At 41.2% G+C, this 23,821-nt stretch carries 21 protein-coding genes and 1 pseudogene; 18 read left to right on the forward strand and 4 right to left on the reverse strand.

Annotated elements, in window-relative coordinates:
* Positions 1–130 precede the first annotated feature (130 nt).
* Together ACIQXQ_RS16585 and ACIQXQ_RS16590 are read left to right on the forward strand one after the other, a co-directional pair.
* On the forward strand, positions 131–532 hold the full coding sequence (locus ACIQXQ_RS16585; RefSeq protein ID WP_402958929.1) for a YtxH domain-containing protein: 402 nt from the start codon (positions 131–133) through the stop codon (positions 530–532).
* Positions 533–547: 15 nt separating this feature from the next.
* Positions 548–1,384, forward strand: a complete 837-nt coding sequence (locus ACIQXQ_RS16590) for a YihY/virulence factor BrkB family protein (RefSeq protein WP_402871780.1) — start codon at positions 548–550, stop codon at positions 1,382–1,384.
* Between the two features lie 347 nt (positions 1,385–1,731).
* Here the strand turns inward: ACIQXQ_RS16590 and ACIQXQ_RS16595 are convergent, their stop codons facing one another.
* Positions 1,732–3,651 (reverse strand): heavy metal translocating P-type ATPase, encoded by a 1,920-nt coding sequence (locus ACIQXQ_RS16595; RefSeq protein WP_402871777.1) that lies wholly within the window; start codon positions 3,649–3,651, stop codon positions 1,732–1,734.
* A 329-nt stretch (positions 3,652–3,980) separates the two neighbouring features.
* Positions 3,981–5,147, reverse strand: coding sequence for an MFS transporter (locus ACIQXQ_RS16600; RefSeq protein WP_402871774.1), 1,167 nt, complete (start codon positions 5,145–5,147; stop codon positions 3,981–3,983).
* Positions 5,148–5,337: 190 nt separating this feature from the next.
* Here ACIQXQ_RS16600 and cax point away from each other — a divergent pair, with 190 nt between their 5' ends.
* A complete protein-coding gene (gene cax / locus ACIQXQ_RS16605; protein WP_402871770.1) occupies positions 5,338–6,402 on the forward strand; it encodes a calcium/proton exchanger in 1,065 nt (354 codons plus the stop codon).
* A 463-nt stretch (positions 6,403–6,865) separates the two neighbouring features.
* A pseudogene (locus ACIQXQ_RS16610) lies at positions 6,866–7,695 on the forward strand (YfkD family protein).
* 374 nt (positions 7,696–8,069) lie between these two features.
* Here ACIQXQ_RS16610 and yfkAB read toward each other — a convergent pair.
* On the reverse strand, positions 8,070–9,191 hold the full coding sequence (yfkAB, locus tag ACIQXQ_RS16615; protein ID WP_402872303.1) for a radical SAM/CxCxxxxC motif protein YfkAB: 1,122 nt from the start codon (positions 9,189–9,191) through the stop codon (positions 8,070–8,072).
* 155 nt (positions 9,192–9,346) lie between these two features.
* On the opposite strand from yfkAB, the gene ACIQXQ_RS16620 reads away from it, so the two are divergent.
* Positions 9,347–9,535 carry an SE1561 family protein gene (locus tag ACIQXQ_RS16620; protein ID WP_402871764.1) on the forward strand — a complete coding sequence of 63 codons (189 nt, stop codon included), beginning with the start codon at positions 9,347–9,349 and terminating at the stop codon, positions 9,533–9,535.
* Between the two features lie 210 nt (positions 9,536–9,745).
* Positions 9,746–11,314 carry a fumarate hydratase gene (locus ACIQXQ_RS16625; RefSeq protein WP_402958934.1) on the forward strand — a complete coding sequence of 523 codons (1,569 nt, stop codon included), beginning with the start codon at positions 9,746–9,748 and terminating at the stop codon, positions 11,312–11,314.
* A gap of 42 nt (positions 11,315–11,356) precedes the next feature.
* Here ACIQXQ_RS16625 and ACIQXQ_RS16630 read toward each other — a convergent pair whose 3' ends face one another.
* Positions 11,357–11,602 (reverse strand): hypothetical protein, encoded by a 246-nt coding sequence (locus tag ACIQXQ_RS16630; RefSeq protein ID WP_402958936.1) that lies wholly within the window; start codon positions 11,600–11,602, stop codon positions 11,357–11,359.
* A gap of 114 nt (positions 11,603–11,716) precedes the next feature.
* Here ACIQXQ_RS16630 and ACIQXQ_RS16635 point away from each other — a divergent pair, with 114 nt between their 5' ends.
* The 12 genes from ACIQXQ_RS16635 to ACIQXQ_RS16690 all read left to right on the forward strand — a co-directional run bounded on the left by ACIQXQ_RS16635 (position 11,717) and on the right by ACIQXQ_RS16690 (position 23,700).
* On the forward strand, positions 11,717–11,902 hold the full coding sequence (locus tag ACIQXQ_RS16635) for a hypothetical protein (protein WP_402871756.1): 186 nt from the start codon (positions 11,717–11,719) through the stop codon (positions 11,900–11,902).
* Positions 11,903–11,947: 45 nt separating this feature from the next.
* Positions 11,948–12,322 carry a hypothetical protein gene (locus ACIQXQ_RS16640; RefSeq protein ID WP_402958938.1) on the forward strand — a complete coding sequence of 125 codons (375 nt, stop codon included), beginning with the start codon at positions 11,948–11,950 and terminating at the stop codon, positions 12,320–12,322.
* Complete coding sequence (gene pdaA, locus ACIQXQ_RS16645; RefSeq protein ID WP_402959066.1) at positions 12,252–13,028, forward strand: delta-lactam-biosynthetic de-N-acetylase; 777 nt, start codon at positions 12,252–12,254, stop codon at positions 13,026–13,028. The genes ACIQXQ_RS16640 and pdaA overlap by 71 nt, the downstream gene beginning before the upstream one ends.
* 123 nt (positions 13,029–13,151) lie before the next feature.
* On the forward strand, positions 13,152–14,036 hold the full coding sequence (locus tag ACIQXQ_RS16650; RefSeq protein ID WP_402958941.1) for a DNA-3-methyladenine glycosylase family protein: 885 nt from the start codon (positions 13,152–13,154) through the stop codon (positions 14,034–14,036).
* Positions 14,033–15,415, forward strand: a complete 1,383-nt coding sequence (rlmD, locus tag ACIQXQ_RS16655) for a 23S rRNA (uracil(1939)-C(5))-methyltransferase RlmD (protein WP_402871745.1) — start codon at positions 14,033–14,035, stop codon at positions 15,413–15,415. The genes ACIQXQ_RS16650 and rlmD overlap by 4 nt, the downstream gene beginning before the upstream one ends.
* A gap of 181 nt (positions 15,416–15,596) precedes the next feature.
* Positions 15,597–16,574: a tRNA dihydrouridine synthase gene (locus tag ACIQXQ_RS16660; RefSeq protein ID WP_402958943.1), complete on the forward strand. Its 978-nt coding sequence runs from the start codon at positions 15,597–15,599 to the stop codon at positions 16,572–16,574.
* Positions 16,575–16,806: 232 nt separating this feature from the next.
* Positions 16,807–17,454, forward strand: coding sequence for a hypothetical protein (locus ACIQXQ_RS16665; protein WP_402958945.1), 648 nt, complete (start codon positions 16,807–16,809; stop codon positions 17,452–17,454).
* 38 nt (positions 17,455–17,492) lie between these two features.
* A complete protein-coding gene (locus ACIQXQ_RS16670; RefSeq protein WP_402958947.1) occupies positions 17,493–17,807 on the forward strand; it encodes a hypothetical protein in 315 nt (104 codons plus the stop codon).
* A 166-nt stretch (positions 17,808–17,973) separates the two neighbouring features.
* Positions 17,974–20,061 (forward strand): GmrSD restriction endonuclease domain-containing protein, encoded by a 2,088-nt coding sequence (locus ACIQXQ_RS16675; RefSeq protein ID WP_402958949.1) that lies wholly within the window; start codon positions 17,974–17,976, stop codon positions 20,059–20,061.
* 189 nt (positions 20,062–20,250) lie between these two features.
* Positions 20,251–21,087 (forward strand): DUF1835 domain-containing protein, encoded by an 837-nt coding sequence (locus tag ACIQXQ_RS16680; protein WP_402958951.1) that lies wholly within the window; start codon positions 20,251–20,253, stop codon positions 21,085–21,087.
* Between the two features lie 51 nt (positions 21,088–21,138).
* Positions 21,139–21,804, forward strand: coding sequence for a hypothetical protein (locus ACIQXQ_RS16685; RefSeq protein WP_402958953.1), 666 nt, complete (start codon positions 21,139–21,141; stop codon positions 21,802–21,804).
* A 789-nt stretch (positions 21,805–22,593) separates the two neighbouring features.
* Positions 22,594–23,700 carry an acyltransferase gene (locus ACIQXQ_RS16690; RefSeq protein WP_402958955.1) on the forward strand — a complete coding sequence of 369 codons (1,107 nt, stop codon included), beginning with the start codon at positions 22,594–22,596 and terminating at the stop codon, positions 23,698–23,700.
* Positions 23,701–23,821: the final 121 nt, after the last annotated feature.

Consider the following 23,821-nt stretch of genomic DNA (forward strand, 5'->3'; position numbering starts at 1 on the left):
GATATATCTTGTGACTTCCTGCTTGGAAACGTTTTAAAGCGCTCTGGTTTGGGAAAAGATAAAAAAACTAGGTAGTAAAATAGTATAATGGAAATATACATTAATTAAAATATGCCAAGGAGGAGAATATATGAGTTCTGTTCGAGAAGAATATAGGAACGAAAAGAAAAGTAAGTTTATGCAAGCTGTTTTGATTGGGGCTTTGGCCGGTGCCGCGGTAAGTCTTTTTGATAAAAACACAAGAAAAACGGTGATCTCCAATAGTAAAAATGGTTTGACATGCATGAAGGAAATGATTCAGAATCCTTCTAACTTGTTAACGCAAGTACAGGAAACATCTTCGGAATTCCGTTCCACTGTCGAGAAGATTTCCAATGACGTCTCCTTCATTTCGAAAAGGGTCGAGGAGATGAAGAATATTCCCTCACAGGTTGCCAATGTCGTCATGGAAACGAAGGAAGCTTTTACTTCGGAAGATATGCACACGACGGCTGGTAAACAAGATTCAGAAAGACGGAGTCCTTTAAATTAGAATTGAGGTGAAGGGATGGCCAATAAAAAGGAATGGCTGAAATGGTCTTTCTATAGAAAGTTTATCAAGCAACTTCAGATAGATGAGGTAACGGGGCTTGCTGCCCAGCTATCCTTTTACTTTTTACTTTCCCTGTTTCCCTTACTTATTTTCCTTTTTACTTTATTGGCCTACCTGCCGTTTACTCAGGAGGATATTCTGAATCTGGTACGTTCTTACACGCCTGACGATTCCATGACGATCATCGAGGATACTTTGGGCGATGTGATGCAAACAAATGGCACGTTATTGTCGTTTGGTGTCATCGGGACTATTTGGTCGGCTTCTAACGGGATGAATGCCATTATTAAAGCCTTTAACCATGCTTATAGGGTAAAAGAAAACCGCCCCTTTTATATTTCCCGGGGAATGTCGATTCTTCTCACGTTTGCGATGATTTTCGTTTTTATTGTCGCATTATTGCTTCCTGTGTTCGGAAAGCAGATTGGAATCTTCTTATTCGATGGAATGGGCCTTTCCGAGGAATTTTTGTCGATTTGGAATAGCCTCCGTTGGGTGATCAGTACGATTGTATTATTCATTGTGTTCACCATGTTGTATTGGCTGGCGCCAAACAAGCGGTTGAAATGTTTGACGGTCCTTCCAGGTTCCATTTTCACCACGGCTGGCTGGGCACTCGTTTCGTTGCTGTTTTCTTACTATGTAGAGAACTTCGGCAACTATACAGCTACATATGGCAGCCTTGGAGGCATCATCGTCCTGATGATCTGGTTTTACTTATCCGGGCTCATCATCATCGTCGGCGGAGAAATCAATGCTTTCCTCAGTAAAAAGGATCCAGGTTGTGATTGAACGTCCTTGAACCATTTAGGCGGCGAATCCGACGTTCATCTGGATATTTCGACTTTGGACGGGATAATCCGACGGTGAGCATGAATAATTCGACATTCAGAAGAATAATCCGACATTCAACCACATACGGCAATAGTTACCGGACTAGCTCAAGAACCTTCGACACACACTAATGATGAACACATCTTGTAAGTGGGGAGGGTTCATTCATGAGTAAGAAAGGGAAGCATAAAGGCAAAAAAGGGAACCACAAAACGTCAGGTTCCGCTAATGGAAAGAATGGCTATCACTAACTAGTTACAGGATACAATACAAAAAAAGGAAGCCTTCGTCGGGCTTCCTTTTCTTTAGTTCCTTAGTAACCGTAAGCTGTTTAGGATGACGAGAATCGTACTTCCTTCATGACCGATGACGCCAAATGGTAGGTCAAGGAATTGCAGGAAGTTGGATAAAATCAGAATCATGATGACCGAAATCGAGAAAATCACGTTCTGTTTGATGATTCGATTCATTTTCTTCGATAACTTAACGGCTTCCGCAATACGCGGAAGGTCATTCTTCATTAGTACGACATCTGCCGTTTCCAAGGCAACGTCGGTTCCTTCACCCATGGCGATCCCGACAGAAGCGGTAGCTAGTGCAGGTGCATCATTGATTCCATCTCCGACCATCGCAACTGTGCCGTATTGTTCTTTAAGTTTTTTCACTTCATTTACTTTCGTTTCAGGCAGGCATTCCGCAATATAATCATCGATATGGCTTTCGGAGGCAATCGCTTTTGCCGTATTGTGACTATCGCCAGTCAGCATGATGGTATGGATGCCTTCTTCTTTCAAGGCTTCGATGGCTTTAATCGTTTCTTCACGGACCACGTCTTTCAATGTAAGGATGCCGGCAATCCCTTTATCATCTCTTGCATACACAACGGTCTTTCCTTGTTCAGCCAGTGTCAGTGCAATACCATTCTGGAATCGTTCAGCTTCATTACGGCCGACGAAATCGGCTTTTCCGACTTGCCAAAGGATCCCATTGAAATAGGCTTGCACGCCGTTACCAGAGATATCTTCCATGTCCTCGGGTTTGATGATTTCTCTTTCAATCTTTGTTTTAGCATAGCGGACAATGGAAGTCGCCAATGGATGGTTCGAATAATTTTCAACCGATGCAATATGGAATAGGAATTCTTCTTCGTTCAAATCTTCACGGATGATGACATCCGTCACTTCAGGTTTTCCTTTCGTCAAGGTACCCGTTTTATCCAAGGCGATGGCCTTCAGGTTACCTAAGTTCTCCAGGTGAACGCCACCTTTAAACAAGATGCCATGACGTGCGCCATTCGAAATGGCGGAAAGTGTGGCCGGCATGATAGAGGCGACCAGGGCACAAGGTGATGCGACAACAAGTAAGATCATGGCCCGGTAAAAGGTTTCGGTCCAGCTCCAACCGAGTGCGAAATGAGGAACGAACATCATCAAGGCTACGATGGTTAAGACGATTTTTACATATTTCCCTTCAAATTGTTCGATGAATAGTTGGGAAGGGGACTTTTCACTTTGGGCCGATTGAACAAGCGTAATGATTTTTTGAAAGAGCGTTTCGCTTGTTGGCTTCGTAATCTCCACATTGATCGTTCCACGCAGGTTCACGGTTCCGGCGAATACCTCATCGTCGATGGATTTACTGACGGGGATGGATTCACCTGTGATGGCTGCTTCATCGAGATTCGTACGCCCATCCGTGATTTTTCCGTCTGATGGCACTCTTTCACCTGGTTTAACCAAAATGGTATCGCCGACCGTCAAGTCAGAAATGGCCACGATTTCTTCATATCCATTCGTGATGCGGAGTGCTTCTTCCGGCTGCAGGTCCATGAGGGCCGAGATTTCCTTATGGCTTTTATTCATGGTGTAGGTTTCAAGCGCCCCGCTTAAGGCGAAGATGAAGATGAGAATCGCGCCTTCTGTCCAGTAGCCAATGATGGCGGATCCGATGGCTGCAAAGATCATCAACATTTCCACGTTCAGTTCTTTATCCGCGATGGTATCTTCAATGCCTTCCTTTGCTTTTGCATATCCACCGATCACAAAGGAGGCCAAATAGATGATGATGGATGGTGTTTCCATTCCGTTTTTAGATAACAGCCAACCTACCAGGATCAATACACCGCTTAGTAGGGCGGCAATCAGTTCAAGATGTGGCTTTGTTTTCTCGAGCCAAGAGGTGTTGCATTCAGTTGGCTGGGTCAATTGTTTAGTGTCTGTTGTCATTATGTTCCTCCTGTAATCTTCTCTCTATTGTTCGTAACTGATATTAATTATCATTTATAGGATATCTAATTGAGAAAGATAATCAGCGTCATCTTTCGGGTCGATATTTAGGGTCAATCAATGAATTGGTGATGAAATCAACGTTTTTTAAGCGTTTTTTATCATCTATTTCATATGGTAGTATTATCTTAACACATATATTAGGAAAAAATAAAGAAGAATGATTCTAATCTAGGAAAAAATATAAATAAACAGAAAAGCTAATTTTAGGATATGTAAAGAGAATGAACCTGAATAATATAAGAGGGAATCAAGATACTACAAAACAATTAGATCCCGGTGGCAGACTGTTTTTCTTTGAAAAACATCAGCGCAAAGAAGATGAGCACTAGCATGATGCTGATTAGATAGAAAAAGCTTCCGCCTGGTAAGTGTTCGATGGCCAATCCACCGAAGTAGGGACCGGCGATGCTGCCCACGCTATAGAAAATGCTGCATAATAAATTTCCGGCCGGCATAAGATGGCGAGGCAGGATATCAGCCATATAGCTGATGCCAAGAGAGAACGTCGATCCTACCATCATTCCTCCCAACAAAAAACAGAAGAAGAGGCCGCTGACCAAAGGAGTAAGAAGCCCAGCCGCAGTAAAGATAAGGGACCCGGAAAAAATAATGACCAGCAAGATGTTCCTCCGACCGAAGCGATCACTCAACATACCCAAGGGAATCTGTGTGAGCAATGTACCGGCCGAGAAAGCAGGAATGATAATCGCTACGGCGGTCAGACTAATGCCGGAACGCAATGCAAAGACTGGAAAGTTGCTATTAAGAGATGCTTCAAGCACGCCAAAGGTGAATGGCAGTAAGAAGGCAACCCAGGCGATCCGGCTCACTTTCCAAAATCGCTTGAGCGTATCGAGGAAAGAGGTACTTTCGGTATCATCGTGTTCGGGAATTTCGTTCTTAATCAGGAAAACGGACATCCACGTAAGCAGGCTAAGAATGGAAGTGATGATGAAGGGCAAGGCTTGATTCACATCAAGCAACTTCGTCATAAGCGGTCCAATCATGAAGCCAAGGCTGAAAAATAAACCGTATATCGCGATATTCCTGCCCCTTTTCGCCAGGGGCGAAATGGCCGTTATCCATGTTTGGGTCGCAAAGTGTAACGTATGATCGCCGATTCCAATGAAAAATCGCAATATAAACCAAAACCAGAACGATTTCCAAAGCGGAAATAAGGCAAGCGAGAGAATGACCGTCAATCCACCAAACAAAATCAATGGTTTATAACCGAATCTACGGAGAGGCGCTTCCATAAAAGGTGAAATTAAAAGGATTCCAATATACAGGGAAGCGGCATGCAGTCCATTTAAAGAGGAGCTGAGTCCATCATTTTCGAAAATGACGGCGATGATCGGAAGAAGCATACCTTGTGAGAAACCGGATATGCCGACCATGAAGATTAATACAGGAATAAGCAGTTTTTGATTCATATTTTTCGTCTCCTATTTTATGTATACTAGTTGATGTTACATGGAAAGAAGAGGATTAAGCAATAGAAAATCGGGTAAATATGGACATGAAGAGGATTTAGAAAAAATTTATCTTTTTCATTTAAATAAAGAAATGTATGATTACTTTTGTTACATAATAAAATGGACATGAGAAGTGAGGGGAAGTTTCTTGGATAAAATATTTTTGGGGCTCGTCGTATTAGGGGTGCCTCTATCGTTCATTGGGTCTTTTCTCCATTGGCCTAGCGTCGTGATGTTCATCGTCTATTGCTTAACGATCATCGCGCTTGCAGGATTCATGGGCCGGGCGACAGAAAGCCTGGCGATTGTGATGGGACCGAGGATTGGCGGTTTACTGAACGCAACCTTTGGTAACGCCGTCGAGTTGATCATTTCGATCTTCTCATTAAAGGCTGGGTTGATTGGCGTCGTATTAGCCTCTTTGACAGGATCGGTTTTAGGAAATTTATTGCTGGTCGCTGGACTATCTTTCTTTATCGGTGGGACGAAATACAAGCGTCAGAAATTCAATGTATTTGATGCGAGGCATAACGCAGGATTATTGATTTTTGCCGTCGTTGTCGCTTTTGTTATTCCTGAAGTGTTCTCTCAGAATATGAACGAAACAAGCACGATGTCGTTAAGTGTCGGAATTTCCGTTATTTTAATTTTATTATACTTAGCTGCCCTATTCTTTAAATTGGTGACACACCGCGGTGTATACCAACCGGCGGAAAAAAGAGAAGGGGAAGAACCGCATGAAGAAGAAGTTCCGGAATGGAGCAAGAAAAAGGCAATCATGGTTCTTGCCTTGGCCACCGTTGCAGTTGCTTTCGTATCGGAAAAACTGGTTCATACCTTCAGTGAAGTCGGGGAAACCTTCGGATGGACTGAATTATTCATCGGGGTCATTATCGTGGCCATCGTAGGAAATGCGGCTGAGCATGCATCCGCCGTCATCATGGCCTACAAAAACAAAATGGATGTTGCCGTCGAGATAGCCGTCGGCTCGACCTTGCAGGTAGCGATGTTCGTCGCACCGGTTCTTGTGTTGATCTCGTTAATGTTCTCAACGAATATGCCACTTGTCTTCACCTTGCCAGAGTTGATTTCAATGGTGACGGCCGTTCTCTTGATGATCATGATCTCGAATGATGGAGAGACGAACTGGTTTGAAGGGCTTACCCTATTGGCCGCTTATTTCATCATGGGAATTGGTTTTTATCTATTATAAACGTGGAAGGTCTTCCGTATTGGGAGGCCTTTTATTCATAAAAAGGCATACAAAAATGACTCTGCTGTGATTGAGACGTAGCAGAGTCATTTTTATAAAGGTATAGTACAATCCATAGATTCATCCAAAATCTTTCATCATGCTTCTGTTAAAGTAAAAAGATACTTCTGTTAAAGTTGTGAAATATTCTAGAGTGTTACACCGTCCTTTCGCATAGTGAATTTAAGTAGTGGCGAATACGTTTTCTGTCATCCTTTTAAAGGGCATCGTAGATTGAATCGATAAGCATACCTCCTGAATGGTATTAGGTATGAACGTTTTCGCCTCCTTTTTATAAGGTAGGTTAAGTATACTCCATCTTTAAAGAAAAGTAAATATTCAGAACTTTACAAATATGTTACAAAATAGACTTCCACCCAACATGTATAGAAAGTTGAATAGAAACAAAATCTATAAACAAAAGATGGAACCCTTTAAAGGAGACGACAGCATGAGACGACTTATTCTTATCACATTGATTACAGTAGTGGCTTTCATTCAGACGAATGCAGGTGTGGGAGCGGAAGACAAACAAACTCGGAACAAGGTGAATATCCCGCCTTCCGTTTTAAATGTCGCCAAGGAAAATACGTATCCGAACCCGACTCAAGATCTGCCAATGCTTCAGGCAAGCAAATTTGCCCAACAATTGATTGATTCATCGGATATAAAAATTGAAAATCCAGAACTCATTCATATGCTGAATGAATCAGCGATTGCGAAAGCGCCACTTGCCTTTGGGTATAGAGCGACGATTTACCTTGGCCATTGGGCATTGAATTATGAATCGTTGGAGACATCCCCTAATTGGGAGTATCAAAAGATCAACATGAACTACTATGATAATCGCGGCGGCGAGGTTCCATACCGGATCCGCTATGTCCAAGAAAGTCAAAAGGAAGTGACCGGGGGCTTGACCGCGAAAATTCCAAAGGCTGAAGATGTCCAGAAAATGATGCTGCTAAAAGCAACGGAAAAGACGAATTTGCCACTCGTTTTAAAACCATCATCGGAGCCGGGACAAAAAAGGATGAAGTATACAATATTGCTTCCAACCGGATTGGTTATTTATCCAGCTATGCATCTGCCGTCAATGAAAAAGGGAAGGTCACCTATGGGGAAGTGTATCTGAACTTGAGGGGGAATAAGCGCACGATTGTGATTAAAAACATCACCTCGCAAGGCATCGGTGCATGGATACCCGTTCAGGACCACGTATCCTTCAGCTTTACGGTTACACAACAGCCAAGATAAAAAAAACTCGCCGGTTTGGCGAGTTTCTTTTTTATCTTCTAAAATGGGTGTTGATTTGCGTTCCAGGCATTTCGCTTTCCGCGGGCGGGCGGTGAGCCTCCTCGTCGCATACGCTCCTGCGGGGTCTCACCTGTCCCTCAATTCCCGCAGGAGTCTTCACGCCTTTCACTCCAATCAACTCTCTTTCTAAACGTCTGAAAAAGATGGCCAACTGGATTTGGAGACAACCGGAAATGGCCTAGGAAGAGGCAATGGACAGCCTTTTTAAGCCAAAAAACCATGAAAAGTGTTCAAATTTAAAAGAGGTCCGTAATGAACCATTCTGGACCTCTTTTGTCGACAAACTAAAACTCGCCGGTTTGGCGAGTTTCTTTTTATATAAGGGACTTTCTCGTTTTGAAGTCCTCTTTTGGATAGTAGGCATTTTTGACAAGGACGTTAGGTCCAAGGCATTTGACCGCTGGGCAGTGGCAGTTCAATTCATTGGCCAGTTTTGAATTCATCCATGTTTCATACGATTCAGTCAGTGGCTGATCCTGGATGTTCCCCAATGTTGGAGCATCGCCGAAGTCGGTCACGATGACCTCCCCGGTGAAGATGTTGACATTCAGGCGGGATCGTCCATCCGGGTCATTGCGAACTGTCACTTTTTTTGAGCTATAAAGGCGCTTTAAAAGTTCAAGGTCTTCTGGATGGGCATTACAAGGATAGAATGGTAGCGTTCCGAACAGCATCCAGACATTTTCGTCCCGGATATCAAGCAGATGATGAATGGCTTCGCGCATTTTTTCCAATGATAATGTTTCAAGGGCCGAAGCAAAATCACTAGGGTACATCGGATGGATTTCGTGGCGCTGACAGCCCATTTCCTCGACAATCTGTTTATGGATATGCGCAAGATGGGGCAGTGTGCTTTTATTCAGCATCGTTTCAGCCGAAACCAACACACCGGCCTTTGTAAGGGCACGGGAATTTTCAATCATTTTATCGAATAATTTCTTCCGCTGTTCACGGGTAGGTTTACGATCCATCATGGCAAAGCCGACATCAATGAATTCATCAATCGTTCCCCAGTTATGTGAAATGTGAAGGACATCCAAATACGGGATGATTTCTTCATATCTTTCCAAGTCAAGCGTCAAGTTGGAATTCATTTGGGTGCGAACGCCGCGGCTACGCGCATATTTCAATAGAGGCAAGACATAATTCTTCACTTGTTTTCTTGAAAGCATCGGTTCGCCGCCTGTTATGCTTAGCGAGCGGAGCGATGGGATTTCGTCAAGGCGCTGAATCAATAATTCCAAAGGAAGAGCATCGGGATCTTTCGGTTGCAGTGTGTAACCGACTGCACAATGTTCACAACGCATGTTGCAAAGGGTTGTGGTTGTGAATTCCACATTGGTAAGAGTGAGCTTTCCATATTGATCGACGTCCATATATGCTTCCCAAGGATCATACTTGGGTGTAATTGGTGTTAAGAGATCTTGCTTCAGTATAGACATGTTTAAAACTCCTTACGTAATAATGCACTAACCCATTATGAACAATGGGAACAAAAATTGTCAAATGGCGAACCCCGGACAATAGCTTACCATTGCACTTTGGAGCATTTTTCGTTACGATGGAAGGAAGAACAGAAGGAGAGTGCCTCATGGGAAAATCCATTACAGATAAAAACGACCAATTATCCTATCTTAAGGAACGCCTAACGATGTTCGTGGAGGTTCTGGACCATATCGAACCCGAGAGTACAGACCTGGAAGACATCGACCGTCTAATCGGCATGCTAGATGATCTTGAAGATAAAGTGCAACAATTTAAAACTCGTTCAGAAGAATAATACCTGTAGGATACTATGATTTTTTAAATATGAATATGCTCAAAAGGGATGACGGGATAAATCGTCGTCCCTTTTTATATGCCAATTTTTATGAAGGAAAATGAATTACTTGTTTTCGAAAGATTATGGAAGATGTATAATAAAACGGGTGTCAAGTCATGACTACTTTTGTCGTGATATATCTAGGGGATTAAGAGGGGGAAGAGAAATTTGGATATTCAGAAATTCCAAGAAAGCATGTACAGTCTTATCGTTGAAACTTCAACGAATCTTCCAAAGGATGTTCGTCGTGCGGTCAAGAGCGCGAAACAACGTGAAAATGCAGGTACGCGTTCAGCATTGAGCCTAGCGACCATCACGAACAATATTACAATGGCTGACGACAATGTATCTCCGATTTGCCAGGATACAGGTCTACCGACTTTTAAAATAAAAACTCCTGTTGGTGTGAACCAACTTGAAATAAAAGAAGCAATCCGCAATGCCCTTATTTTAGCGACAAAGGCCGGCAAGCTTCGTCCAAATGCTGTCGACTCTTTGACAGGAAAAAACAGCGGGGACAACCTTGGGGAAGGTCTACCTGTCATGAAATTCGATCAATGGGAAGAAGATTATATTGATGTGCGCCTGATCTTGAAAGGTGGCGGCTGCGAAAATAAAAATATCCAATATAGCCTACCAATGGAGCTTGAAGGATTAGGGAAAGCGGGCCGTGATTTGGACGGGATCCGTAAATGCATCCTTCATTCTGTCTATCAAGCACAAGGTCAAGGCTGCAGTGCCGGGTTCATCGGTGTCGGTATCGGGGGAGACCGTTCATCCGGATATGACTTGGCTAAAGCGCAACTTTTCCGTAGCAATGAAGATGTGAACCCGAATGAAGATCTTCGCAAGCTAGAAGAGTATATTATGGAAAAAGCGAATGAACTTGGAATCGGAACAATGGGCTTCGGCGGCGAAACGACATTGCTTGGCTGTAAAATCGGCGTCATGCATCGCATTCCTGCAAGCTTCTTCGTATCTGTTGCATACAACTGTTGGGCTTTCCGCCGCTTAGGTGTGAAAGTAAACCCGGAAACAGGTGCAATCAACGAATGGTTGTATCAAGAAGGCGAGAAAATCGACTTTGCTCGTGAAGCTGAAAAAGCAGCACGTGAAGAAGTGGCCGTCTCCATCGAAACAGACGTGGAAGCACCACGTGAAATCACGCTTCAAGCACCAATCACGGAAGAGCAGATCCGTGCGCTTCAAGTCGGGGACGTCGTCCACATTAACGGCAGAATGTACACAGGCCGTGACGCCATCCATAAGCACTTGTCTGAAAACCCTTCACCAATCGACCTTGATGGACAGATCATCTACCATTGTGGACCGGTTATGCTGAAGGATGAAGAAGGCAAATGGCATGTGAAAGCAGCCGGACCGACAACAAGTATCCGTGAAGAACCGTACCAAGGCGATATCATGAAACGTTTCGGTATCCGCGCGGTCATCGGGAAAGGCGGCATGGGACCAAAAACGTTGGAAGCCCTGAGTGACCATGGCGGCGTTTACCTTAACGCAATCGGCGGAGCGGCTCAATACTACGCAGACTGCATTAAATCGGTCGAAGGCGTGAACTTCACTGAATTCGGCATTCCTGAAGCCATGTGGCACCTTAACGTCGAAGGCTTCACTGCCGTCGTGACGATGGATTCACACGGAAACAGCCTACACAAAGATGTTCAACAATCATCATTGGACAAACTGTCTCAATTCAAAGAACCCGTATTCAAGTAATAGAAAAAAGACGCTCGCCGATTTGGCTGAGCGTCTTTTTCATTACTCTTCCTTTCTGGGATTGGCATCAGACGTTAACTCTGGTTCTAGTTCAGTTGCAGACTCCAGATCCGGTTCCGTTATGGAAGCAGATTCTTGAAAAGACTCAGATTCCGTTTCAGGTTCTGGAAAGGGATCGATTCGTGAAATGTCACTCGAATCAAACCCGCTTCTCACAAAATAGACGAACACTCCTGCACCAAGCGCGAGACAACCGACAAACCCCATCGTAATCAACCATTCCAGCATGACATACGCCCCCCTTTTCTTATGTATATGAAAAAAAGGGCGATTATTACCTGAAAGGAGTACAAACTAACGGAATTTACGGAACATATATTAGAAGGGAAAGGAGGGGATTTTATGCAGAACAATTACTTCCTATACTTCATCGCCTTGTTGACAGGTTTTGCGTTCATTCTTCTTCCTGTGGCAGGCACGATTTTCTCCGGTCTAGGAACATTCCTAGTCGTTATCGGAATCGTCATCGTCCTTGTTTTTGCCATCGCCATCATTTGGCAGGCAGCACAGGCATTATTTAAAGGATAAACAGACTTCGGGGGCCTATCCCAATTTTGGGACAGGCCTTTTTTTGTGAGGATTTTTTACATAAGAAGCGGGAATTCGACTGTTACGACCACTAAATTCGACGGTGGGCAAGTGGAATTCGACTTTCAGGGAGATAATTCGACCGTCAACCGAGATAAATCGACGTTTACCTCATTTGAAGCTGTCCACCGGTGCGGGAATTCGACCACGCGAGTAGATAATTCAACCACGGCGAGCCATGATTCAACCAGAAACGAGAATAATTCAGCCAGACACAAAATCGTGCATATAAATCCTTCCGTTTCAAACACTAAGAAAAAGGAAATTGGGGGACGATTCAATGAAGAAGATGGCGATGATGTCGGCTATTCTCTGTTTACTCTGGTCTTTGGCGAGCCCGGCTTTTGCAGAGTCCTATAATTGGGGCTTCAATAAAGGGAAAAACGGAACTCCGGCGGATGCGGGTAAAAATTTCAATGAGATGCTGCCTAAATATGAAGCGATTTATAAAGGGGATACCTCGAAAAAGGATATTTACCTGACATTCGATAATGGCTATGAAAATGGCTATACGGCGCAGATCTTAGATGTGCTAAAAAAACATAAGGCACCGGGTGCTTTTTTCGTCACCGGCCATTATTTAAAGACGGCGCCTGAACTTGTCGTCCGGATGGCGAATGAAGGCCATATTGTCGGAAACCATTCATGGAACCACCCAGACATGACGAGCGTGACAGACGGAGTCATCCGCACCGAATTACTTCGGGTCAAGGATGCGACGGAAAAATTGACGGGGCAAAAAGGGATGAATTATTTACGGCCGCCGCGTGGGGTTTTTAACGAACGGACGATGAAAATTGCCCAACAAGAAGGCTACTACCATATTTTTTGGTCACTTGCTTATAAGGACTGGGTCGTCGACGAACAGCGTGGAGCGGCTTTCGCCCATGATGAAGTCATGAAACAGATCCATCCGGGAGCGATTTTACTGTTGCATACGGTTTCAAAAGATAATGCTGAAGCACTCGATTCGATTCTGACGGATCTTGAGAAACAAGGGTACACATTCAAAAGCCTGGATGATTTAATGATAGAAAAACAACTGCCGAACAGGATGTTGTATTAACATGAAAGGCGGAACCTGACTAGGAAAATCAGGTTCCGCTTTTTGCCATTATCCTCAATAACAAGTAATATTTTCGAAAACATGCTATAATACCTGGAAAACTGCTAAAAGGATGGATCGCTTGTGTGGACGGAAAAAGTAGAGGTCCAAGGACCCTATAATTTTGATCTTGTACTCGAACGATTATCGTTGGACCCACTTCAAGTAGTTGATTTTATGAACAGGACGGTAAAAGTTCCATTATATATAGAAAAAGTACCAACCGTTATACACGTACAGGCAATCGGTGACACCGAAGAACCGGTCTTCATCATCAAAGGCCAATCAGAGGAAAACAAACCAAAGGCGTTGCAACGCTTGAAAAAGGTTTTCCATTGGCATGAGCCATTGGCTGCCGTTTCCCGGCACTTCCTGGAGTCAGATTTACGGGACATTTTCGAAGAGCACCGTGGCACGGCCATTGTCCTTGACTTCGATTACTATAGCTGCCTCGTCAAATGCATCATTCACCAGCAATTGAACCTGGCTTTTGCTCATACATTAACGGAACGATTCGTTAAAACATTCGGCTACCAGATCGATGGGGCCTGGTTTTACCCGACACCGGAAACGACTGCGCAGCTTCAGGTCGAACAGCTGAGGGCGATTCAATTCAGCGGCCGAAAAGCGGAATACGTCATCGGTTTATCTCAGCAAATCGTCCGTGGCCACCTTGATGTGGATCAGCTGGACAAGCTATCCGATCAAGAGATTATGGATACACTTATAAAAATACGCGGAATCGGCAGATGGACGGCGGAAAACTTCCTGCTATTTGGCTTAGGGCGACCGAACCTTTTCCCAAAATCCGATATTGGCATCCAAAATGCCCTGAAACAATTATATGGCTTACCGCAAAAGCCGACCCAAGAAGAAATGGAGACCTACAGTTTGAAGTGGGCCCCATATCTAAGCTACGCTTCCCTCTATTTGTGGAGAAGCATCGAAAAACGGAGTGAAAAGAAATGACAAACTTTCAAGATACAACCCTAGAAGTAAACCAAACCTTACCCTTAACGATTAAACGCCTTGGCATCAACGGAGAGGGAGTCGGCTATTTCAAAAAGAAAGTCGTCTTCGTCCCAGGTGCCCTTCCTGGTGAAGAAATCGTTGCGATGATCACAAAGGTGCAGCCGAATTTTTCCGAAGCAAAAATCAAAACGATCCGGAAAGAATCACCGCACCGCATTGCCGCACCATGTCCGGTCTACGAGCAATGTGGTGGCTGCCAGCTGCAACATTTAAGCTATGACCAACAATTGGTCGAGAAACGCGATATGGTCATCCAAGCGATGGAACGCCACACGGATTTCCCGATTGATTCATTGGATATCCAAGAAACGATTGGCATGGAAGACCCTTGGAACTACCGCAATAAAAGCCAATACCAAGTCGGCCAGAAAGATGGCAAGCTGATTGCCGGACTTTACGGCTTGAATTCCCATACATTGATTGATATCCCGAACTGCCTTGTACAGCATAAGGCGACGAATAAAATCACCCGTACGGTGAAAAAAATCCTGAAGAACCTGAACATCTCGATCTATAATGAGAGAAAAAGAAAAGGTGTCATCCGTACGATCATCACACGCGTTGGATTTGAAACGGGTGAAGTGCAAGTGGTCTTAGTAACGGGAGCGGAAGAGATTCCACAAAAAGATCAATTGCTTAAACAAATCCGCGACCAATTGCCAGAAGTGAAATCGGTCGTTCAAAACGTCAATAACCAAAACACATCGCTGATCTTCGGCGAAAAAACGATCCACCTTGCTGGCGAAAAAGTCATTAACGAAACATTGGGTGACCTATCGTATGAACTATCGGCGCGCACGTTCTTCCAATTGAACCCGGTTCAAACGGTTCGCATGTATGAAGAAGTGAAAAAAGCGGCAGCCCTAACCGGTACGGAAAAAGTCGTCGACGCTTATTGCGGCGTAGGGACGATCGGACTTTGGTTATCGGAAGATGCAAAAGAAGTACGCGGCATGGACGTCATCAAGGAATCGATCGAAGACGCCAAGAAAAATGCCATCAAACATAAACGCACCAACATGCACTACGAAACAGGAAAAGCCGAAAACATCCTGCCACGCTGGATCAGAGAAGGCTGGAAACCAGACGTACTCGTCGTCGATCCACCAAGAACCGGCCTGGACCAATCCTTATTGCAAACGATCCTGAAGGTCAAACCAAAAACCATTGTGTATGTATCATGTAACCCATCCACATTGGCAAAAGACCTGCATGAATTGAGTGCTCTATATAACGTAGAAACCATGCAGCCTGTGGATATGTTCCCGCAGACATCTCATGTTGAAGTTGTCACGAAATTGACGTTGAAAAAGTAATTCATATAAAATAACATTTCTAATTTTAGTCTCGGTTTTCGGTTCACTAACATGACCGAATTCCGGGCCTTTTTCATGGCAGCCCATGGCTGGATTTTTAGAAGGTAAAGAAGATTTTAAAATAGTGGGAAGCTGGTTCAATAGCTTGGTAACCCTTAAATGAGAGGACTTGAATCTGAAGATGAAAGATAATTTTTGGCGTGACTTACCACGACCTTTTTTTGTACTGGCACCAATGGAAGAAGTGACGGATGTTGTGTTTCGCCATGTAGTGGCTGAAGCAGGCAGACCCGATGTATTTTTTACAGAGTTTACAAACTCGGAAAGTTATTGTCACCCTGAGGGGAGACAAAGTGTGCGTGGGCGATTGACCTTTACAGAAGATGAACAACCAATGGTTGCCCATATATGGGGAGATAGGCCTGAAAACTTCAGGGAAATGAGCATTGGTATGGCAGAGCAAGGGTTTAAGGGAATCGATATCAATATGGGCTGTCCTGTCCCTAATGTAGCAGGAAATGGGAAAGGTAGTGGCCTGATCTGTCGTCCCGAAGTCGCAGCAGAATTAATCCAAGCAGCAAAAGCAGGCGGATTGCCTGTTAGTGTAAAGACAAGGCTTGGTTACACGGAAGTGGACGAATGGCGCGACTGGCTAACACATATCTTGAAACAAGACATTGCGAACCTTTCCATCCATCTGCGTACAAGAAAAGAAATGAGCAAAGTGGATGCTCATTGGGAACTGATCCCGGAGATCAAGAAACTTCGTGATGAAGTGGCACCAGATACCCTTCTGACAATCAATGGAGATATCCCTGACCGCGAAACTGGCTTGGAACTCGCACGTAAATACGGTGTGGATGGAATCATGATCGGACGTGGCATTTTCCACAATCCATTTGCCTTTGAAAAAGAATCGAAAGAGCATACTAGTAGGGAATTGCTTGGTCTCTTAAGATTGCATATGGACCTTCATGATAAATATTCAGAAATCGTACCACGTTCGTTCAAGCCCCTACCTCGCTTTTTCAAGATCTATGTCCGTGGATTCAGAGGGGCAAGTGAACTGAGAAATCAATTGATGAACACAAAATCAACTGATGAAGTGCGTGCCTTGCTTGATACCTTTGAACATCCTGAAGTGGTGGAGGAACAGTAGGAATAAAATCAGACCTGGTTTTCGGTAAAGTAACATTTTCCGAATCCAGGTCTTTTTCATGTGTAGCTTGTCCTCACTCCTTCTCTAGAACTCCCGTATTAAAAACTGTCATGGCTGGATCCGACCTTTCTGAATCATTATAAAGGTTTATTTTTGTTACAGTAAATTACATGTAATGGTAAAATAGTAATAGAATGTTACAAAACCTTTTTATCAGGAAGGAAGACTCCTAATGGACAAGCAATACTTTAATCTGATGCAATTTTTTGATGGGTATGTACGAAATTACCGAAGAATGAATCTGGCCAAATTACATAACCGTTCAATGTTTACGAAACGTGAAATAGATTATTTTGCCAATCTAGGTGAGATGTTGGGGTTTGATTCATTTATCGAAGATACCAAGTTTGATAAAACAATGGGACGTTCAAGACCGATGGATTTGTCATGGTGGAAATACGATGGGAGAGTTGATGAAGAAAATTTTTTATACCTTGCCCTGCATTTAGAAAGGGAGTCTATTTGGACTAAGGATATGGAGACAATCGAAAAACTCTTTTCAGATACAGAAGAAGGGTTTATTCCACATAATGTGATAGGTATCCAATACATAGAATCGGTAGACAGAATGGAATCTCTTAATGAATTAATTGTTCAAAAGAACGTAGTGCAGAACTCGAATGTTCTAATGATCTATCGTTATTATGACGCTCTATTTGATGTACAAAGAGTTTATGCATATAGCTTTACTCCCAATGGCTTAAAGGAAGTGAGGAAGGCTATCTGTGACAAGGACGATTCTGGCTACTGGTTTATGTCATTTGAAGAAGAGTATGCTAATTTTCGAAAAAATAAAGAGGCCACTAATATAATGCAATAATCGTTTTAAAAACAGGAAGTACAATGGAGGGACTTATATTGCTGAGTTTTGAACATAAGAAGTCAATTTTTCATTCATTTAAAGAATTGCAGGAAAAACTAATCAGTAATAATAGAATAAATTTTGTTTATCCTAATAGTTTGCAAAAAGGGAAGACTCTTGCTACCCAATTACATCCGAGTGGAAATGGGTATGTAGTTGGAAAATATATGGACCCTGAAACAATTATAAAAAAGGGTTATGAAGTGGATCCACGAGGATGGATAAAGATTAAGAATTTTTCATTGAAAGAGTTAAATGAGATTATTTCAACTGCAATGATTTCTATGTCAGGTACAGAAGCAAGAGGATAAGGAGCGAACGCTATAAGCTCTAATTAGGATACTGGAATTAAGAAAAAACATGTACCACATGATTTTCCTTGGAATAAATTGGTTAATTGAGTGAAGCACTTCTTCTAATGTTTCTTGTTATACTTGTCTTAGTAGTTAGACTGGAATATTGAAGGGTGATGTGGAAGTGAAAGCATCTGAAACGAATTTTTTGAAGTTTCTTCAAGGTACAAAACAATTTATAATCCCGATTTATCAGCGGAAATATAGTTGGACTGCAGAGCAATGTAAACAACTTTTGAATGATATTTTACGAGCTTCTAAAGATGATGATATAAAAGGACATTTTGTGGGGTCTATCGTATACATTGAAAAGGGTCTATATCAAATATCAGCTGTACCGCAATTACTTGTCATTGATGGACAACAGCGTATGACTACACTTACTTTGCTATTGCTTGCTTTAGGTGAGGCAATAAAAGACAGTGGACAAACATTTGATATAACTAGAAAGAAAATCATGAATTACTATTTAGTAAATAATGAAGAGGAAGATGAGCTTTATCATAAACTTCTCCTGACTCAAACAGATAAAGAAACACTACTCAGCTTAATAAATGGGCAAGAGCTTCCTGAAGAATACTCGCAAAGAGTGTTTGAAAACTTCAAGTTCTTTTTAGATCAAATTAGAAAAAGTGGGATCGATCTTAATTTACTTTATCGGGGCATAGCCAAACTCATTGTTGTTGATATATCCCTTGACCGTGATCACGATAATCCACAACTGATTTTTGAAAGTTTGAATTCAACAGGACTTGACTTGTCACAAGCCGATTTAATCCGCAATTATGTTTTGATGAAACTTGACCCAGCCGAACAAGAGGTCCTATATAAGAATTATTGGCATCCAATGGAGAAAAGATTTGGTGACCTAAGTGAATCTTCCTTATTTGATAGGTTCATGCGTGACTATTTAACGGTCAAGATGGGTCGTATACCGAATATTAGAAACGTATATGCGGATTTTAAAGAGTATGTTGCACAACTAAAAGAGGTGGATATTGAGACAATTCTAAAAGATATTTATCAATATTCTAAGTACTTTGTGCACTTAGCTTTTCAGACCGAAAAGGATAAAGAGATTAATGCTATTTTAAAAGATATAAATTCATTAAAGGTTGATGTTTCATATCCATTCTTACTTGAAGTTTATGATGATTATTTCAACCAAAAGATAACTCAGGCTGAATTTATATCGATTCTAAAATTGGTTGAGTCGTATGTTTTTCGTCGAGCAATTTGTGGAGTGCCAACAAATTCACTTAATAAAACATTTGCAACGATAAGCAAGGAAATAAACAAAGAAAAATATGTAGAAAGTCTACAGGTTATTTTAGCACTTAAAGACTCTTATAAGAGGTTCCCGAATAATGAAGAATTCATTAGGGAACTTACCGTAAAAGATGTATACAACTTTCGGAACCGCAACTATTTGTTAAGGAAGTTGGAAAATTACAATAGAAAAGAAATTGTCGAAATTGAAAGCTATACGATTGAACATATCATGCCTCAAAATGAAAATATGTCTATTGCATGGAGAAATGATTTAGGAGTAAATTGGGAAGAAGTTCATAAGACCTATCTTCATTCATTAGGGAATTTAACTTTAACAAGATATAACTCTGAATTGAGCGATAGACCATTCAAAGAAAAAAGGGACATGGATGGTGGCTTTGCTGATAGTCCGTTACGTTTGAATCGAGGTATAGGTCAACTTGAACTATGGAATGAGCATGAAATTGTGAATAGAGGAAAGAGGCTTGCGGAACAGGCAATAGTAGTCTGGAGCTATCCAGAGCTTTCCGAAGAAATCATTTCACAATATAAGAAAAAGCCTAATGAAAATGAGAAAGTAAAATATACAATCAATGATTTTCCTGAATTAACAGGAGCAATGTTAGAATTATTTGAACAACTAAGAAAAAGAATTTGTAACCTGGATAGTTCTGTAAGGGAAGAATTCAAAAAACTATATATTGCTTACAAAACAACAACAAACTTTGTAGATATTGTTCCACAGAAGAGTAGGCTTCGTTTAAGTCTTAACATGCCATTTAGTGATATACATGATCCAAATGAAATATGTAAAGATGTTACGAACCTGGGCAGATGGGGGAATGGTGATGTCGAGTTCGGAGTTGCTAATGAAAGTGAAGTTGAATATGCCATGTTCCTCATACAACAATCTTTTGATAAACATAGGGACGAAGAGTAAGGATCTCAAATATCCATTAATAATAACCTGTCTACTTTAGGCAGGTTATTTTTTCAGTTAATTCTTTCTCCTCTATACTTGAAAATGTAATAGGAATTGCCATACTCTATTGGTACTTTTATCATGTTATTGCTTTGAGTTTAATTTTAGTTATATATAATTAAAAATGAAACAAGATGGGGGCTTACAATGATACATATCGTTTTCGGTGCATCCGCTTCAGGAAGCGTAAAGTTCTTTTTAAGGGAATTGGGTCTTGATAAAAGGGAGAAGGTTATTTCTTTTTGGGATATGTTTTCAATCGGACCCGTTTGGCAGCTGCATGAGGAAAAGGGGATTCAAGCTAGGTTTGAGTGGATGAAGACGTATATACATGACGAATTTGATGAATGTCCCGATTATGAAAAGAAATTTGAAAAGACGATCAAACAAATACATTCTATTCCTGAAGGAAGTCATCTAACCATTTGGACTTCAACTAATGCACATGAACAGACAGGATTGCGGTTGATTGTTTATCTTTTAAAGGATAAGAATATGGATATTAGTCTTATTAACACGACAGAAGAGTACGAAGAACTGTTTCAAGTGAAAAAAGTGAAATATACACCACTTCATACAGGTGAAATTCCCTCTGAAAAGCTTCAATACATATATGAACAGGGTAAAAGAACGTTATGTACTGACCATGATCGAGAAGATTTAGAAAAAGAGTGGCAATCCCTTTCAGATAACCAAGAAACGTTACGAATTTGGAAAAATGGAAGGATTCAGAGCGTTCCTGAAGATTATTATGATGCATTCATTATGAAGAAAGCCAAAAACCTACATGGCCAACAAAAGACTAAAGATTTTATGATATCCGCAAGGCTCATTGGTGAGGTGTTGGGGCATTTAGATCAGTATGTAGGGGATTCGTTTCTTGAATCTCGATTGAAAAAGCTGATTGAACAAGGGGCATTTGAAACGGAAGGTAATCTTGAAGGTATGAGATTTTATAAGGTTAGATTAAAACAGGATAGCTGAGGAAGCGAATAGGAACGGATCTCTTTTTTATTGAATTCAGGGGGGAAAAGAATGAAGCAAATTAAATGGCTCGCGATCCCTTTAATGGGATTGATCCTTGCAGGATGTGTGGATTCCACAGCGCGGGTTGAAATAAATAAAGATAAAAGTGCGGATCTCTCGCTTGAAGCAGCCATGGACGGTGATATGTATGCGCTGGCCGGTCCCTATATTGAAAAGGCACTGAAGGGGACGGATTACAAGCTGGAACAAGGCGAAAATGCCATCAAGGTGTATAAACATTACCCTTCTCTTGAAGCGCTGAACTCTATCCAGGACGGATCAGGTGAGAGTAAGATTTCCGTGGATGAGAAGGACTCTTTCTTTTATACAGCTTATGATGTGAAGGCATCCGTTGATTTACAAAGCCAGCTCAGCCGATACATAGGGGATGTAACCAGCAACACCTTCATACAATCCATCATTCTTCAAAAGCTGGACCAATCGGATCTTAAACTGGAAGTAGCGCTTCCGTATAAGCTCTTTGGCTCAAACAATGCCGATGAGGAGAATGGTAAAACCCTATCTTGGGATATCTCGACAGCTACCGAAACGCCTGTCGAGTTTGAAGTGATTGTTCCGAAGGTTAAAACGATCGCCACTACGGCGGGAATTGTGGTTGTCTTCATTATCGGGGCCGTCATCTTGATTGTGAAAGGCAAGAGAAAGAGGAAATAATTGAGTGGAGACTTTCATGTACGGCATGGAGGTCTTTTTTTCTATCTAATTGCTTGTGATATATTTAGAGTCATAAAAGTCAGGGAATCCATCTACTTGAAAGCTTTCGGAAAAGAGGATGGGAATGGCGGAACGAGGCATTTAAGGGGAGAGTTTATATCTTGCCCAACACTTAGAAGGTGAATTTACTTGGACTAAGGAAATAGATATTGAAAAAAAATTTTCCGATATTGAAGAAAGATTCGTTCCTTATAGTAAGATAGGTATCTAATATATAGAATCTGTAGGCAGAAAGTTTATCTTAACGATTTAATCATTCAAAAGAATGTAGTTCAGAATTCGAACGTGCTAATGGTCTACCGTACTTATAATACTTTTGATATAGAAAGAGTTTTGCATTTTATAGGTCTATTCCAAAAAGTTTAAAGGAAAAAAGGAAGGATATCTGTGACCAGAAGGAGATTGGTTTATATCATTGAAGAAGAGTATGCTCCTTTTCGATAATGCAATGGCCTCTATGTTAAATAATAAGCAGGATAGAAGTGAGGTAACAGAGAACAAAGAACAAATATTCCTACTGAAATTACAAGTTCATAAAGGTTGGATCTTCAAAGGACTATGTCTTGATCAGGTTGTGTAGGAGAGTAAGACTAGTAGGAACAACGCTATTCAGATAATACATTTTTTGCTATAGTAAGAATGGATTGTTATAGATTATTATAAAAGAGTATTACGTATACGACGTTCATTTTTTCATCCAGATTACTAATAAAGGAGTTTGTTAATATTTTGAAGAAAAAAAAGGTATTTTATGATGAAGTCACTTTCATTAGGGCTATTGCATGTATATTAGTCCTTACTGTACATGTAACAGCCACGTTATTTTATAGCAGTAAAGAATTCACAGCCGAACCTTTGTTGTTTTTCAATCAAATTGCTAGAATGGGAACGCCAATTTTTGCTATTATTAGTTCCTTTTTGCTCATGATTTCGGTTGTTAATAGGGGATTTAATTTAAATTATTTCCTTAAGACAAGAATTACAAAAATTCTTTTTCCATATATTATATGGTCCTTTGTATATTTAGTTTTCAATATTTATTTCTTAGAGAAAGATAATAATTTTGGTGAATTCTTTGGGCAGCTTATGTATGGAACGGCATATACACATCTCTACTTTTTCTTGGCGGTTTTTCAGTTTTATATAATTTTTCCTTTTGTCCAACGACTGAGTAATCCGAAACTCATTATTTTCACCTGTTTGACAATCATCGTGAATGTTATTTGGATTAATCATACCCCCATTCAATTCAACAGTGAATTTTTAACAAACTTCTTTTATGGTAGACGATCCTTTCTTTTAAACTGGATTGGCTTCTTCGGAATTGGATTAGTTTTCGCTAAATTTTTCCATGAGATTAAAAGTTTCATTGCTAAAAATCAATTTCTATTCTTAATTCTCTTCGGGTTGGCCTTCATGGAGACTTGGATTATCATATCCACAAATAATGGAATCTTTAGCTCAACAAGGGTGGAAAATCTGTATTTGGTACCACTGTTCATTTCAGTTTTACTCATTATATATAATCTCATCAAAAAAGAAACAATTGTACGCGAAATCTTTAAGAAGATAGGGAATTATTCAATGGGGATTTACCTTATTCATCCGCTTGTCCTATCATTTTTTAAAACTAAGATCATAGATCATTATGGAAGTATGTCTGTATTGGAAAGTTCGATGTTTGTTTTTGCACTTATAGCCGTGTTAGGTGTCTGTATGGCCTTGGTTCATTTAATCAGTCTCCTACCGTTTTCTTCCTATGTTGTTCCAATTCCTCAACGGAAAAACAAAAAGGTTAAAAAGGAAGAGGAAGTGCCTTACCTTAAAGCCAATTAAGAAGGATATTAGTCAAAATAAAATAAAACCCGAATACGTTGATTCATCAACATTTTCGGGTTTTTGGTCATTTTTGAGAGAATATCAGGTGAATGGTAATATGTTTCATATATTGAAAAGG

The organism is Peribacillus sp. NPDC097198 (assembly GCF_044762055.1).
Lineage (GTDB): Bacteria > Bacillota > Bacilli > Bacillales > DSM-1321 > Peribacillus.